Annotated in this window: 13 protein-coding genes; 4 read left to right on the top strand and 9 right to left on the bottom strand. The window is 55.6% G+C overall.

The genetic code is table 11. From position 1 onward, the window contains the following. Positions 1 to 38 precede the first annotated feature (38 nt). Positions 39 to 1,688, top strand: a complete 1,650-nt coding sequence (locus GKAS_RS08020; protein ID WP_035893263.1) for a methyl-accepting chemotaxis protein — start codon at positions 39 to 41, stop codon at positions 1,686 to 1,688. A 3-nt stretch (positions 1,689 to 1,691) separates the two neighbouring features. Here GKAS_RS08020 and GKAS_RS08015 read toward each other — a convergent pair whose 3' ends face one another. The 3 genes from GKAS_RS08015 to GKAS_RS08005 all read right to left on the bottom strand — a co-directional run bounded on the left by GKAS_RS08015 (position 1,692) and on the right by GKAS_RS08005 (position 4,488). Then, positions 1,692 to 2,657 carry a DMT family transporter gene (locus GKAS_RS08015; RefSeq protein WP_035893261.1) on the bottom strand — a complete coding sequence of 322 codons (966 nt, stop codon included), beginning with the start codon at positions 2,655 to 2,657 and terminating at the stop codon, positions 1,692 to 1,694. A gap of 76 nt (positions 2,658 to 2,733) precedes the next feature. Then, positions 2,734 to 3,558, bottom strand: a complete 825-nt coding sequence (locus GKAS_RS08010; protein ID WP_035893259.1) for an AraC family transcriptional regulator — start codon at positions 3,556 to 3,558, stop codon at positions 2,734 to 2,736. A gap of 81 nt (positions 3,559 to 3,639) precedes the next feature. Beyond that, positions 3,640 to 4,488: an SDR family oxidoreductase gene (locus GKAS_RS08005; protein ID WP_035893257.1), complete on the bottom strand. Its 849-nt coding sequence runs from the start codon at positions 4,486 to 4,488 to the stop codon at positions 3,640 to 3,642. 84 nt (positions 4,489 to 4,572) lie between these two features. Here GKAS_RS08005 and GKAS_RS08000 point away from each other — a divergent pair, with 84 nt between their 5' ends. Further along, complete coding sequence (locus GKAS_RS08000) at positions 4,573 to 4,959, top strand: winged helix-turn-helix transcriptional regulator (protein WP_035893256.1); 387 nt, start codon at positions 4,573 to 4,575, stop codon at positions 4,957 to 4,959. Positions 4,960 to 5,027: 68 nt separating this feature from the next. Here GKAS_RS08000 and GKAS_RS07995 read toward each other — a convergent pair whose 3' ends face one another. Then, entirely contained in the window at positions 5,028 to 6,971 is a 1,944-nt protein-coding gene (locus GKAS_RS07995) for a bifunctional 2',3'-cyclic-nucleotide 2'-phosphodiesterase/3'-nucleotidase (protein WP_115074778.1), read from the bottom strand. A gap of 212 nt (positions 6,972 to 7,183) precedes the next feature. Here GKAS_RS07995 and cysQ point away from each other — a divergent pair, with 212 nt between their 5' ends. Next, entirely contained in the window at positions 7,184 to 7,930 is a 747-nt protein-coding gene (cysQ, locus tag GKAS_RS07990) for a 3'(2'),5'-bisphosphate nucleotidase CysQ (RefSeq protein WP_035893252.1), read from the top strand. Here the strand turns inward: cysQ and GKAS_RS07985 are convergent. Then, the gene (locus tag GKAS_RS07985) at positions 7,927 to 8,481 is read right to left on the bottom strand and encodes a YtfJ family protein (protein ID WP_035893249.1); all 555 of its coding nucleotides are present in this window, start codon (positions 8,479 to 8,481) and stop codon (positions 7,927 to 7,929) included. The genes cysQ and GKAS_RS07985 overlap by 4 nt on opposite strands. A 321-nt stretch (positions 8,482 to 8,802) precedes the next feature. Between GKAS_RS07985 and GKAS_RS07980 the strand changes: the two genes are divergently transcribed. Further along, positions 8,803 to 9,009, top strand: a complete 207-nt coding sequence (locus GKAS_RS07980) for a DUF1107 domain-containing protein (protein WP_035893246.1) — start codon at positions 8,803 to 8,805, stop codon at positions 9,007 to 9,009. A 70-nt stretch (positions 9,010 to 9,079) separates the two neighbouring features. Here GKAS_RS07980 and paeA read toward each other — a convergent pair whose 3' ends face one another. From paeA to GKAS_RS07960, 4 genes are all read right to left on the bottom strand, one after another. Beyond that, positions 9,080 to 10,423, bottom strand: a complete 1,344-nt coding sequence (gene paeA, locus GKAS_RS07975; protein WP_035893244.1) for a polyamine export protein PaeA — start codon at positions 10,421 to 10,423, stop codon at positions 9,080 to 9,082. 227 nt (positions 10,424 to 10,650) lie between these two features. Continuing rightward, on the bottom strand, positions 10,651 to 12,195 hold the full coding sequence (locus GKAS_RS07970) for an MFS transporter (protein ID WP_035893242.1): 1,545 nt from the start codon (positions 12,193 to 12,195) through the stop codon (positions 10,651 to 10,653). Between the two features lie 91 nt (positions 12,196 to 12,286). Beyond that, the gene (locus GKAS_RS07965) at positions 12,287 to 13,306 is read right to left on the bottom strand and encodes a Gfo/Idh/MocA family protein (protein ID WP_035893240.1); all 1,020 of its coding nucleotides are present in this window, start codon (positions 13,304 to 13,306) and stop codon (positions 12,287 to 12,289) included. Positions 13,307 to 13,318: 12 nt separating this feature from the next. Beyond that, positions 13,319 to 14,349: Gfo/Idh/MocA family protein (locus GKAS_RS07960; RefSeq protein WP_035893238.1), on the bottom strand; the 1,031-nt coding region annotated here is incomplete at its 5' end.

Here is a 14,349-nt window from a genome sequence, read left to right as displayed (position 1 = left end):
TAGTGAGACTTCAGACCACCTGCACTTAAAGGCAAAAGATGTTTAAAAGAATAAAAGTGATTACCGTACTGATTGTCGTACTGGTCGCGCTGGGCGCGATGCAGCTGATTTCGGCGGGCGTATTCGTTCGTGCGCTGAATAACGACAAGCAGAATTTTACCGTCTCTCAACTCTCCAGCCAGAACGTGGCGGAGTTTACCGACGCGTGGATTAGCCTCAATCAGGCTCGTGTCACCCTCAACCGCGGCATGCTGCGTTTGCAGGGGACCATGGCAAGCAGCGTCAACGGCGGCGAGCTGAAAACGCTGGTGGATACGGCCAATAATCTGTTGGCTGAGGCGAAACGTCACTACGACACCTATTACGCGCTGCCGGAAACGCCTGGGCTGGACGGCCATCTCTCAGACAGCCTCGAGAAACAGTATGGCATCTATTCCGCGACGCTTGCGCGCATGAATGAGCTACTGGCGGAAGGCAAGTTGGAAGACATGTTCAAGCAAAACGCCGAGCAGAAACAGCAGGCGATGCAGGCGGTTTACCAGGACTGGCGTGCGGCGCAGGCATCGCTGACCAGCGCGGGGGTTAAACAAAATGAGAGCGACTACATTCGAATTTTGTGGAGCCTTGGGGTGATGCTGGCGCTGGCGCTGGCGGTTATTGTGGTGAGTTGGGTGGCGATGCAGCGCGTGCTGCTCAAGCCGCTGCATCAAGTGATGGACCACATTCGTCATATTGCCGAAGGCGACCTGACCAACAATATCAATACCGAAGGCAGCAACGAAATGGCACTGCTGGCACGTAACGTCAACGACATGCAGCAGTCGCTGGCGAAGACGGTCGGCGTGGTTCGCGAAGGCGCAGACACCATCTACACCGGTGCGGGCGAAATTTCTGCTGGCAGTAACGATCTTTCCTCGCGCACCGAGCAGCAGGCGGCCTCGCTGGAACAGACCGCCGCCAGCATGGAGCAGTTAACCGCGACGGTGAAACAGAACGCCGATAACGCGCGTCAGGCCACTCAACTGGCGCAGAACGCGTCTGAAACCGCGCAGAAGGGCGGAAACGTCGTCGACGGCGTGGTGCGTACCATGGACGAAATTGCCGCGAGTTCCAGCAAAATTGCCCAGATCACCAACGTCATTGACGGCATCGCCTTCCAGACCAATATTCTGGCGCTGAACGCGGCGGTAGAAGCGGCGCGAGCCGGCGAACAGGGACGCGGCTTTGCCGTGGTTGCCGGTGAAGTTCGCACACTGGCACAGCGCAGCGCGCAGGCTGCGAAAGAGATTAAAGGGCTGATTGATGACTCGGGCAACCGCGTCAGCGCCGGTTCCGCGCTGGTGCACGAAGCCGGAGAGACAATGGCTGAGATCGTTAACGCCGTTACTCGCGTCAGCGACATCATGGGCGAAATCGCTTCCGCTTCCGATGAGCAAAGCCGCGGCATTGATCAGGTGGGCCAGGCAGTTGCCGAGATGGACCGCGTCACCCAGCAGAACGCCTCGCTGGTGGAAGAGTCCGCCAGCGCCGCGTCAGCGCTGGAAGAACAGGCTGCACGTCTGAACGAGACGGTGGCGGTCTTTAAAATCTCCCGCCAGCAGTCCATGCAGAAAGCACCAATGAAGAAAGCCTTCGTGCCAACGGCGAAAGCCGCGCCGCTCAACGAAGCGAACTGGGAAACGTTCTAAGCCTCAGGCCTCAGAAACCGGCACCACCGCCGGTTTCTGCGGTTTTGACCGCACCGCAATCACCACGCCTATCACCAGCAGCGTAATCCCACTTAGCGTCAACATCGGCGGCATTTCCTGGCGCAGCAGGAAGGTGTACAGCAGCCCCGCCAGCGTTTCAAAGACAATCAATGGTCCAAGGATCACCGTCGGCAGCCGCTGGCTCGCCACGTTCCAGCATAGCGCGCCGACCCACGAACAGAGCACGGCGATGGCGATCATCAACCCAATAAACACCGTCGGTCGCGGGCCGAATGGCAGCGAGAAATCCGGCGTCTGGGCGTGCAGCCACAGGCAGGCCGCGATGTAGCCGATGACGGAAACCGGCAGCGTCACCAACGCCTGCGCGGTGGCCCACATCAGCGGCGGCTGGTGCGGGTTTTCTCGCAGCCAGCGGGCGTTACGCAGGGCATACCATGCCCAGCACACGACCGAAACGCTCGCCAGCGCAATCCCGGAACCGTAGCGCCAGCCGCTGAAGTCCGGTAAACCCTGGCGCAGCTCGGCGATATTCACGCACAGCAGGCCAATGCCAATCAGCACCAGTGGCGGCATCAGCCGCATCCACGACAGTTTGCCGTCGCGCTGGCTATAGAGCAGGTTAGCGAAAATCGGGATCACCACCGGCAGCGTGGCGATAATCATCGTTGAAACCGGCGCGCCGGTGCGCTGAATAGCGCTGGCAAGGCAGACGTAATAGATAAGGTTGCCGACCATGGTCAGCCCCAGCGCCGTCCACCAGTCCTGACGCGTAAGCTGACGCAGACGCGCGCGGCCCAGCCACGCCAACGGCAGGGCAATCAGCCCCAGCGCCAGATAGCGCCCCATCGACTGCAGCACCGCCGGGTAATCCGGCACGATTAACGGCCCGACAAAAATCAGCCCCCACATCAAACCCGCTAACAGGGCATACAGCACACCGCTAATCATTATGATTTCCACTTCTGTTAAACATGTTGAAAAGTGTAGGAGGGGAAAGGCGTGCAGTATTGTATGAGATTGCTGATTAGCGACGGACAACCTGTTTTTGGTAGCGCACTGGGGTAATGCCGTAGCGCTGGGTAAAGGCGCGGGTGAGATGTGACTGGTCGGTCAGCCCGGTCGCGGCGGCGACTTCGGCGGCTGGCATACCGTGGGTGAGAAACTCTTTGGCACGCCAAAGGCGTACGGCCATCAGCATCTGATGCGGCGTGACGTGGAAATGGGCCTTGAACTGGCGCTGGAAGTGCCACGGGCTCAGCGCCGCGACGTTCGCCAGCTCGTCGAGGGTAATGGGGTGCATGTAGTTGTCGTAGAGATAGTCGCGCACGTGGGCAAAGCGGTGCGCGCCTTCCGCTAGCACCGGCGCATGACAGGCCAGCGGCTGGAAGGTGTCTATCATATCCAGCAGCAGCCCTTTCTGGGCGAGCGGGTCGTCGGTATGCCACAGGGCGTGGATCTGACGGCCAATCAACAACGAACGCTGCGGGTCGTGGCGGGTGACGTCGTCAAACCACCAGTGGCGGATGCCGGTCACGTCTTCGAGCAGGTCGGGCTGGAGATAAATCATCCGGTAGCGCCAGCCGTCGGCGGTTTCCGCCTCGCCGGTGTGCAGTTCGTCGGGGTTCATGGTGACAACCGAGTGGACCGGTGCAACGTGCTGGGTTCCGCGATAGCGAAAACGCTCGGCTCCGGCTTCAATTACGCCGATGCCAAACGCTTCGTGGGTGTGGGGTTCAAAGGCGTAGCGGGAGATATGGGCATGATAAAGCTCAACGCCCGGCACCTGCGCCAGATGGCGAAAGCGGGCACTATCTTTCTCATCGCTGAACTGTTCTGGTACGCCTTGCACGTGATAATTCCCCCTGGACCATTCTTTTATTATCAGAGATGGCCCGCGGGGGCGCTACCACATTTAACCGATTTTTAACGATTACAGAATGCCTTTGACGCTCTCAGCCAGCGGCGTAGTTGGACGGCCAATCAGTTTGCTCAGCGTGTGACTGTCGTCGAACAGGCCGCCTTTTGAGGCACCAACGTCAGAGTCCGCCAGCATGTCAGCCAGCCCGGCAGGCAGGCCGACGCTTTTGAGCGCGGCGGCAAAATCGGCCTGGCTCAGGTTCTGATAAACCACCTTTTTACCGCTCTGTTTTGCCAGTTCAGCGGCCAGTTCACCGAGCGTCCAGCCGTGGTCGCCCGCCAGTTCGTAAACTTTCCCAGCGTGACCCTCTTCAGCGATGACGCGCGCGGCGGCAGCGGCGTAGTCTGCGCGGGTTGCCGAGGCGATTTTGCCTTCACCGGCTGCGCCAATAAACACGCCATGCTCCAGCGCAGCCGGTGCGCTCGCCAGATAGTTTTCGGTGTACCAGCCGTTACGCAGCAGCGCGTAAGGAATGCCAGAGTCGGCCAGCATCTTCTCGGTTTCAACGTGTTCAACGTGTAGGCCCAGCGGGGATTTATCGGCGTGCAGCAGGCTGGTGTAGGCGATAAATTTCACGCCCGCGGCTTTGGCGGCATTGATGATATTACGGTGCTGCGGCGCGCGCTGGCCGACTTCGCTAGAGGAGATAATCAGCAGCTTGTCCACGCCCTGCAGCGCTTTGGTCAGCGCCGCTTCGTCGCCGTAATCGGCCTGACGAACAACGACGCCCTTCTGGCTCAGCGCTTCGGCTTTCGCCGGGTTGCGGACAACGGCAACCAGTTGGCTGGCGGCAGTCGTGTTGAGCAGGTTAGCAATGACGTGCTGGCCAAGCTGGCCGGTGGCTCCGGTAATCGCGATCATGGGTCTTCTCCTTCGTGTTCGTATGGTGTTGTGGTAAGCTATCACCATAACTAACTTTTAGTAAGTACGTACAAAAAGGTAAGTATGAAAGAAATAAATCCGACGCTGACGCAAAAGCTGCGCAACGGCAACCTGTTTGCCGAAAGTTGCCCTTCGCGGGACGTGCTCAAACACGTGACCAGCCGTTGGGGCGTACTGATTCTGGTGGCGCTGCGTGAAGGGACGCATCGCTTTAGCGACCTGCGCCGCAAGATGGGCGGGGTCAGCGAAAAAATGCTCGCCCAGTCGCTACAGGCGCTGGAGCAGGACGGTTTTATCAACCGTATTTCCTACCCGGTGGTACCGCCGCACGTTGAGTATAGCCTGACGCCGCTGGGGGAAGAGGTGAGCGAAAAGGTAGCTGCGCTGGCAGACTGGATTGAGGTGAATTTGCCGGTAGTGATGGCGCAGCAGCTCCCGGCGTCGGCGTAAACGCCTCGGCCGGGCTACATGCTATCGTAGCCCGGCCGAGCAAAGCGACGCCGGGAAGCGCGCAGAACTTACTTACTCAAATCCAGCTGATAAATCGCAAACCCAATATCATCCGTCGCCACCTGCTTCATCGGATACTGCGCTTTCTCTTTGATAAACGCCGCGGCTTTTTCTGACGGCGAGGTTTCAAAGCGGATATCCAGTTTGGTATCGCTGTGAATCGGCGCCAGACGCCAGTTGTTGTCCGCCGCCGGGTGAATTTCTCCGGCTTTCTTCGACTGCTCGCCAATCCACGCTGCCAGTACCGAACGGTTTTCATCCGGTGAAGCAAAGGCAATGTGCGCATCGCCGGTGCCCGCGAACTTACCGCCGTAAGCGCGATAGTTGTTGGTGGCAACGAGGAACGTGGCGTTCGGGTCGATAGGCTTGCCGTTAAAGGTCAGATTCTTGATGCGCTCGGATTTCGGGTTAATGCTCTGACATTCGCCGTCGTAGCGCGCCGGTTGGGTCACATCGACCTGATAATCTACGCCGTCGATAATGTCGAAGTTATAGGTACGGAAACCGTCCCAGTTAATCAGCGACTGTGGCTTGCTGCTGTGCGGGTCAATTTGATTGAACTGCCCGGCAGAGCACTCCAGCCATTCTTTCACCTCTTTACCGCTAGCTTTCACCACCACCAGGGTGTTCGGATAGAGATAGAGGTCGGCGGCGTTGCGGAAGGTCAGTTGACCTTTTTCCACCTCAACGTAGCTTGCTGGGTCGTTCTTACGCCCGCCAACTTTAAACGGTGCGGCAGCGGAGAGCACCGGCAGTTTCGCCAGATCCGGGTCGCCCTGAATAAAGTGCTCAACGTAGGCTTTCTGCGCCATGTTGACCACCTGCACGGTTGGGTCGTCCTGCACCAGCGCAAGGTAGCTGTACATATTGTCGGAGGACTTGCCAATCGGCTTGCTGACGAATTCGCGGGTGGCGTCGTGGTCGGTCTTCAGCGCATCAACCAGCTTGTGGTCTTCTGCCGCCAGTGATTTTTTGGCGACGGCGTCGTAGATTGGGCGAGCCTGGGCCTGCGCGGAGGTCACCTGCCATTTGCCGCTGTCGTTGTTCAGCACCAGGTCAACCACGCCAAGATGGTCGCCCCACATTCCCGGCATCACCGCTGGAATACCGTTAAGCGTCCCTTTTTCGATATCCGCGCCTTTGATGCTGGCGAAGTCTTTGCTCGGGAAAACCGCGTGCGCATGACCAAACATAATGGCATCGACGCCCGGCACCTGGCTTAAGTAATAAACGGAGTTCTCCGCCATGGCCTGATACGGGTCAGCGGAAAGGCCGGAGTGGGCAATCACCACCACCACGTCGGCACCATTGGCACGCATCTCCGGCACGTAGTGACGCGCGGTTTCGGTGATATCGTTCACCGTCACTTTACCGCTCAGATTGGCCTTATCCCAGGTCATTATCTGCGGTGGCACAAAGCCGATATAGCCAATCTTCAGCGTTTGCTTATGACCGTCTTTATCGACAACCTCGGTTTCTTTAATCAGATAGGGCGTAAACAGCGGCTTTTTGGTCTTAACATCGATGATATTGGCGTTAACGTACGGGAATTTGGCGCCAGCCAGCGCTTTATGCAGATAATCCAGCCCGTAGTTGAATTCGTGGTTACCGAGGTTGCCGACGCTGTAATCGAGCAGATTCATGGCTTTATAAACCGGGTGTACATCGCCCTGTTTCAGCCCTTTGGCCGCCATGTAATCGCCCATTGGGCTGCCCTGGATAACGTCACCATTATCGACCAGTACGCTGTTTTTCACTTCGTCGCGAGCGGCATTAATCAGGCTCGCGGTGCGCACCAGGCCGAACTTCTCGGTGGCGGTATCTTTGTAGTAATCAAAATCCATCATGTTGCTATGTAAATCAGTGGTTTCCATAATGCGGAGATCCACCGTGGCGGCATTCACGCTGGCGGCAATCAGCGTCGCCAGAAGCGTTGCGCTAAACTTGATCATCAGAGGCATCCTTTTTTTAGAACTGACACACAGATTTAAATGTATTTGTATTCTGTTACTTACGAGGATGTGAATCATGCCAGAAAAGCGTGACAGGAAATCGGCAGCGGTTCACAGATATCCGGGACGATGATGGGAATAGCAGAATTAACGGCGATGCGATATAAATAAAACAATAAGTTAACGCCACTGTAATCTTAACGAGGTGGAGAATGTTAGAACAAGTCTGTCAGCTTGCGCGCGACGCAGGCGATGCCATTATGCAGGTATACGATGGAAAGCTGCCGCTGGACGTCACCAGCAAGAAAGATGATTCCCCGGTGACGGCGGCCGATATCGCGGCACATCATGTCATCATCAAAGGGCTGAAGGCGCTGACGCCGGACGTGCCAATTCTTTCAGAAGAAGACCCGCCGGGCTGGGATGTACGCCAGCACTGGCAGCGCTACTGGCTGGTGGACCCGCTCGACGGGACCAAAGAGTTCATCAAACGCAACGGTGAGTTCACGGTTAATATCGCGCTGATTGAAAACGGTAAAGCGGTGCTGGGCGTGGTGTTCGCGCCGGTACTCAAGGTGATGTACAGCGCGGAAAACGGCAAAGCGTGGAAAGAAGAGTGCGGCGTGCGTAAGCCGATTCAGGTGCGCGACGCGAACCCGCCGAAGGTGGTGGTGAGCCGCTCCCACTATGCTAACGATGATGAGTTGAAAGAGTATCTGCAGCAGTTGGGCGAGCACGATACCGCGTCTATTGGCTCATCGCTGAAGTTCTGCCTGGTAGCGGAAGGCGAAGCGCAGCTTTACCCGCGCTTCGGGCCAACCAATATCTGGGATACCGCCGCAGGGCACGCGGTGGCTGCGGCTGCCGGTGCACACGTCAACGACTGGCAGGGCAAAACGCTGGATTACACCCCGCGTGAATCGTTCCTGAACCCTGGCTTCCGGGTGTCTATTTTTTAATTCAGTAGCTTATGCAGCAGGGCAACCACCTGCTGCACTTCTGCCTGCGTCAGTGCGCCGTCTTTGGCCCACTGAACCCGTCCCTCTTTATCCAGAACCACAATCGCCGAGCTGCCTTCATCCAACTGCCAGGCTTTGCGCACCAGACCATCGCTGTCGACAATAAACTGTGACCACGGGTAGAGCTTCTTATTACTCTCAATGCTGCTACGCACGAAAATAGAGGAACCTGGAATCGCATCATCGGTGTTAACAATCGTGGTGGTCTGGTAACGGTCATGCGGCAACTGAGCTGCTTTTATCGCCTCGACCAGCGTGGCATTTTTCTCTTTTGCCGACGTACGACCGGCAATATGTTGCACCACTCTCACTTTTCCAGGCAGCTGCGCGCTGTTCCAGTTTTTATAGCTAAACTTATCATTATCGAGAATGAGTTCGCCGCGATCCGCCACGCCAACCGGGGAAACGCGCTGTCCGTTTGTAAAGTTATGTGCGGCTGCCATTAACGGCATTAACAGGCATGAAGCCGCCAGAAGGGTACGTAGGGTCATGGTTTTTCCTTTTTATATGCAGGTGATCCGACCACTTGGCCGATAGCTTTAATCATATGTGCGATCTATGTTTTTTTCCCGCAAAGGCGGTGCCAGTTTGTGGAGGAACGCACACAATCTCAAGAAATCGAAGCCTTATACTGTGTTCATCGTATGGCTGAAAAGAAAGTTCTGAATTATTGTAATAAAAAGGTAAATAAGGTCCTCTATGATAGAGGACCTCTGTTGTTATGGACTATAGTTAACAAGTACTTCACTTTGCGCCCCGGAGCGTTGAGCCAAATGTGGACAACAAGGGCGTAGTACTTGCAGGAGATTAGAATGAAAATTTTCCAACGCTACAACCCGTTTCAGGTAGCAAAATACGTTAAAACCCTGTTCCGTGGACGGTTGTACATCAAGGACGTTGGCGCTTTTGAATTTGATAAGGGCAAAATTCTTATCCCAAAAGTCAGAGACATTCAGCACCTTTCTGTGATGTCTGAAGTTAACCGCCACGTGTTACGCCTACAGACTGATATGGCGTAATCAGAACACGATGCGGCAGAATTAAAAACGGCTCCCAATGGGAGCCGTTGATGTTTCTGGCACTGGCGTTTTACGCGCCGTGCTGTTCGCTTTCTGCGATATCAGACTGCTTCGGTACCAGTACCGTTGGCTTGTTATCAATGCGCGTTACCAGCAACTGGTCGATACGGTAGTTATCGATATCCACTACTTCAAACTTGTAGCCGGAGAACTTCACCGCATCGGTACGTTTCGGGATTTTGCGCAGCATAAACATCATGAAGCCGCCGATGGTTTCGTAGTTGTCCGACTGCGGGAAATCATCGATATCCAGCACGCGCATGACGTCATCGATTGGTGTACCGCCGTCAATCAGCCAGGAGTTCTCGTCGCGTGCAACGATTTGCTCTTCCAGCCCCTGACCAACCAGGTCGCCCATCAGCGTGGTCATTACGTCGTTGAGGGTGATGATCCCCACGACCAGTGCGTATTCGTTCATGATAACCGCGAAGTCTTCCCCGGCGGTTTTGAAGCTTTCCAGCGCCTCTGAAAGGGTGAGGGTGTCCGGCACAATCAGCGTGTTGCGGATCTGCACGCCGCTGTTCAGCGCCATGCTCTGGTTAGCCAGTACGCGGTTCAGCAGGTCTTTGGAGTCGACGTAGCCAATGATGTGGTCAATGTCTTCGTTACACACCAGGAACTTGGAGTGCGGGTGTTCGGCGACTTTGTTTTTCAGACTCTGTTCGTCTTCGTGCAGATCGAACCAGATAACGTTCTCGCGCGGGGTCATGGATGACGGCACGGTACGGGATTCCAGCTCGAAGACGTTTTCAATCAGCTCATGTTCCTGCTTACGCAGCACGCCAGCCAGCGCACCGGCTTCCACTACCGCGTAGATATCGTCGGAGGTAATGTCGTCTTTACGCACCATCGGCAGTTTGAAGATGCGGAAGATAATGTTAGCCATGCCGTTGAAGAACCACACCAGCGGCCGGAAGACCGCCAGGCAGAAGCGCATCGGGTTGATGATACGCAGAGCCACGGCTTCAGGCGCAATCATACCGATGCGTTTCGGGGTTAAATCCGCGAACAGGATAAACATCCCGGTCACCAGCGAGAAGGAGAGAATAAAGCTCAACTGCTCGGAGAGTTCCGCTGACATATATTGGGAGAACAAGGAGTTGAACGCGGGAGAGAAAGCTGCGTCGCCGACGATACCGCCGAGGATGGCAACGGCGTTAAGGCCGATTTGCACCACGGTAAAGAACATACCGGGGTTTTCTTGCATTTTTAGAACACGTAGGGCGTTGATATTGCCTTCATCAGAAAGCAGTTTCAGTTTGATCTTGCGTGATGCCGCAAGTGAGATCTCAGAGATAGAGAAGAACGCACTTACAGCGATCAGACAGAGTATGATTAATATACTGTTTAACATATCTTATCCAGCCCGTCGGGCCAGATCCTCGGAAGGGGAAGTTTATAAATCCGTGTGGAATACACATTGAAAACCGCCCCGTAGGTGATGGGGCGACAATTTCAGCGGTTAGTATAGCGTAAAGCACTGTAAAGCCGCCAGAGGTCACATTTTGTTTAGATGGGGGAGCGGTAGGCCGGATGGCGCTTCACTTACCCGGCCTACGGTGTGACGTTTGTTACCTGAGGTTATCCGCTGGTGGCGAGCGATTTGCCTTTCTCGTGCCCCTGCGGCTTCGCATCCCAGACCTCGTTATACGCATATCCCGTCAATGCTATAATCACCTGACGCGTCTCTGGGTCACAGTCCTCCGCGTTTCCCCCGAGCTTCCGCCGTGCCACCTCTTTAATCAGCAGGCTGTGCGTTTTTTGCGTCAGCTTAAAGCGATAGGTCATGTAGAAGCTCACGGCCAGCATCCCGGCGGTGGCAAACACCATCAGGCCGATGATTGCATGTAGGGCGCTGGCAGGCTGTGCACCGCCGCCTTTTACGAAACCGCTCTCCTCCAGCACGATACCAATCAGCATAATCGCCAGCGCGACGGTGCTTTTGCGCGTCAGCACCATTACGCCCGCGAAAATCCCCTCACGGCGCTGGCGGGTGACAATCTCATCCACATCAGGGATAAAGCTGTAGATATTCCAGGGAATGTAGTACAGCCCGGCCTTCGCCAGCCCCAGCAGCACAAACACGGCGGAGAACAGCAGCGTCGGTACCTGTAAATTACCGATATAGATGATAAACAGGAACGCCAGCACCACCATAATGCTGCCGTACGAAAGCCTCAGCGCCGCGGAAGGGGTGAGGTTAAATTTATTCATCAGCATCATAAAGCCGAAGGTGCCGGGAATCGAAACAAAAGCGGCAATACTTAATAGCCCGGAAACCATTTCGGTATCGTGGTGTAATGCGTAAACCACGTAATAGGTAAATACCGAACCAAAAACATCCATGGCGGTAAATGAACAAATATAAATCAGAATGTGCTGACGAAATATTCTGATTTTGAATGAAGATATAAGATCAATAACCAGGTATTTTAAGTGGTTAAAAAGGCCGCCGCCGCGCTGATTATCCGGCTGGAATTCATATTCTTCACGAACGTCTTTTGCTTCCCAGGTACAAGCCCAGGTGGTAAATACCGCGACGCAATAAATGGTCGCAAAAACAATCCCGGTTAAGGTGTAGGTGAACGAATTATCTTTACCGGTGTACTGCATAATAATACCCGGCACGGAAACCGCCAGAAAACCGCCGAGCGCGGAGCACATCATACGCACGCCTGAAAGGCGCGTACGCTCGCTAAAGCGGTTGGTCATTTCGGCGGACAAGGTTTCCCACGGCACCAGCACCATTGCAGAGAGCAGTTCGATGGAAAGATAGGTGCCCAGGTAGTACCAATAGTTCATGTCGGTAATCCACACCAGCGCGTAGAGAAACATCAGCGGGGAGCTTATCAACAGGAAAAAGCGACGACGGCCAAACTTGCGGCCAAGCCAGGTATTACCAAAGTTATCCGTGATATAGCCCATCACTGGACTCAGAATAGCGTCAATAATACGAGCGATAGCAAAGATTGACCCCGCTTCTAAAACGCTCAGGCCACAATAGGTGGTGTAAAAAAATAAAAGCCAGGTTCCTATAACGGCAAATGCGCCGCCGCCAAATAAATCAGTGACGCCGTAGCCAATGGCAGTGCCATAGCCAACGCGACGTTCAGTTGGTTTAACCATAATATTATTATTCCTGTACTGGTAGGGTTTCAGTGCAGAGTTGCCTCCGCACTGTATATTATTGACAGCAGGAAAAATCGGATGACGATCGCTAGTCTATATTCACCCATTTCCTCAATAGTGACGATTGGTAAATGGCATTAACCATCTGTAATGATTTGGCCGCCTCAGCAATATCGCAGTAGTCTGCACTAGCGGGATCGTTTAATGCCTGGTAAAAGTGGAGAATGGCCAGCCGATGGCCGATTCCCCAGTAGCTTTTGCCGATGCCGTCGGGCGCAGCGTCGCTGGCAAGCTGCGTGCGTTCATCGCCGCAGACCTGCCACAGCACGTTGTCCGTCAAGCGCAGCATTCCCTGTTCAAACTCCAGCTCCAGCAGCAGCGGCGAGTCGCTGATATGGCAGTTGCTGGCGTAAAACAGCCCGCGCGCGCCGTTATTGAAACGCAGAGTGACCATGGCGCTGTCTTCGGTTTCAATCTCGTCGGCCAACAGTGTGCTGTCGACGACCCCTTTCAGACTCTTGACCCCTTCGCCAAACCACTGCATCAGATCCAGCGTATGAATCGCCTGATTAATCAACAAACTGCCGCCTTCGGTGGCAAAGCTCCCGCGCCACGGGCTGGCGGCATAGTAATCCCCGGATCGTGACCAGGTGAGCACCGCCTTGATGGCACGCAGGCGGCCCAGCGTACCGTCGGCAATGCAGCGCTCAATGGCCAGGCTAGTGGGGTTCAGGCGATTCTGGTAGCAGACGCCGACGCGGCTCTGGTGGCGTTCAGCCGCAACCTGTATCTCAATCACCTCCTGCGGGTTCATCACCACCGGTTTTTCGCAGAAAACCTGTTTTCCGGCCGCCAGCGCGGCAAGGATCATTGGTTTATGCAGGTAGTGCGGCGTGCAGATATGCACCACGTCAATGGCGTCATCCAGCAGCATCTCGCGGTAGTCCTGATAAAAATGACAGCCGTAGTTGGCCGCAAGCTGGCTTCCTTTGGCACTATCACTATCCACAATCGCCCGCAGGACAACGCCCGGTACATGGCGCAGCGCGTCTACGTGGCAGGTATGGATAGCACCGCAGCCGATAATGGCGACATGACGTGTGTTCATTGGTGCCTCCCGTTATTCCACCGCGTTTGCCAGCATTTGCGCTTTGACGCATAGCTCGGCCGCTTTAAAGGTGTGCGCCTGGGTCATGGCGTTTTCGGTGCGGTTCAGGCAGTCCCGGATAAGCTCACCGAAATAAGGGAAGCCCACTTTGCCCGCCACCGGATAGCGGAACTCGCCCTCTTTGTTGACCAGATACACCACGTCCTGCTCGCCGTGGGTGATGTCGACGTATTTACGGATTTCGATATAGCCGTCGGTGCCGAGCAGGGTTAAGCGGCCGTCGCCCCAACTGGAGAGGCCATCTGGCGTAAACCAGTCGCAGCGGAAATAGCCGGTGGCGCCGTTGTCGCCCGCCAGCATGGCATCGCCGAAATCTTCAAACTGCGGATACTGTGGATGGTTTACGTTGCGAACCTGACTTGCCACGATGCGCGCATCGCTGTTGCCGGTATAAAACAGGAACTGCTCAATCTGGTGGCTGCCGATGTCGCACAGAATGCCGCCGAAGAATTCTTTCTCGTAGAACCAGTCAGGGCGACCGGTACCTTCGCGGTGCGGACCAACGCCCAGCGTCTGCATGACGCGGCCAATTGCGCCCTCGGCAACTAACTGCCCGGCAAAGACCGCGCTTTCCACGTGCAGGCGTTCGCTGTAGTACACCGCATATTTGCGGCCGGTTTCCGCCACTTTGCGCTTCGCGGCTTCGAGCTGCGCCAGCGTGGTCAGCGGGGCTTTATCGGTGAAGTAGTCTTTCCCGGCATCCATCACTTTCAGCCCCAGCGCGCAGCGCTCGGACGGAATCGCCGCCCCGGCAACAAGCTGGACGCTGCCGTCGTTTAAAATCGTTTCCAGCGTTGGCGCAATCTGCGCCTGCGGGTACTGCTGCACAAACTTGTCGACCTTCGCCGGGTCTGGGTCATAAACCCATTTTAGCGTCGCACCGGCTTCTATCAGGCCATTACACATCCCGTAGATATGGCCGTGGTCTAACGCCGCCGCCGCAATAATAAACTCACCCTGGCCAACAACTGGCTGTGGTTTGC

The sequence above is a fragment of the Kluyvera ascorbata ATCC 33433 genome, from assembly GCF_000735365.1.
In the GTDB taxonomy this organism is placed as follows: Bacteria; Pseudomonadota; Gammaproteobacteria; order Enterobacterales; family Enterobacteriaceae; genus Kluyvera; species Kluyvera ascorbata.
This window is presented reverse-complemented; position numbering and strand designations above follow the sequence as displayed.

Coding starts and splice junctions, on each gene's coding strand:
- GKAS_RS08015 (WP_035893261.1), bottom strand. CDS start 2,657: ATGATTAGCGGTGTGCTGTATGCCCTGTTAGCGGGTTTGATGTGGGGG.
- GKAS_RS08005 (WP_035893257.1), bottom strand. CDS start 4,488: ATGATCGCGATTACCGGAGCCACCGGCCAGCTTGGCCAGCACGTCATT.
- GKAS_RS07970 (WP_035893242.1), bottom strand. CDS start 12,195: ATGGTTAAACCAACTGAACGTCGCGTTGGCTATGGCACTGCCATTGGC.
- GKAS_RS07985 (WP_035893249.1), bottom strand. CDS start 8,481: ATGACCCTACGTACCCTTCTGGCGGCTTCATGCCTGTTAATGCCGTTA.
- paeA (WP_035893244.1), bottom strand. CDS start 10,423: ATGTTAAACAGTATATTAATCATACTCTGTCTGATCGCTGTAAGTGCG.
- GKAS_RS07980 (WP_035893246.1), top strand. CDS start 8,803: ATGAAAATTTTCCAACGCTACAACCCGTTTCAGGTAGCAAAATACGTT.
- cysQ (WP_035893252.1), top strand. CDS start 7,184: ATGTTAGAACAAGTCTGTCAGCTTGCGCGCGACGCAGGCGATGCCATT.
- GKAS_RS08000 (WP_035893256.1), top strand. CDS start 4,573: ATGAAAGAAATAAATCCGACGCTGACGCAAAAGCTGCGCAACGGCAAC.
- GKAS_RS07995 (WP_115074778.1), bottom strand. CDS start 6,971: ATGATCAAGTTTAGCGCAACGCTTCTGGCGACGCTGATTGCCGCCAGC.
- GKAS_RS07965 (WP_035893240.1), bottom strand. CDS start 13,306: ATGAACACACGTCATGTCGCCATTATCGGCTGCGGTGCTATCCATACC.
- GKAS_RS08020 (WP_035893263.1), top strand. CDS start 39: ATGTTTAAAAGAATAAAAGTGATTACCGTACTGATTGTCGTACTGGTC.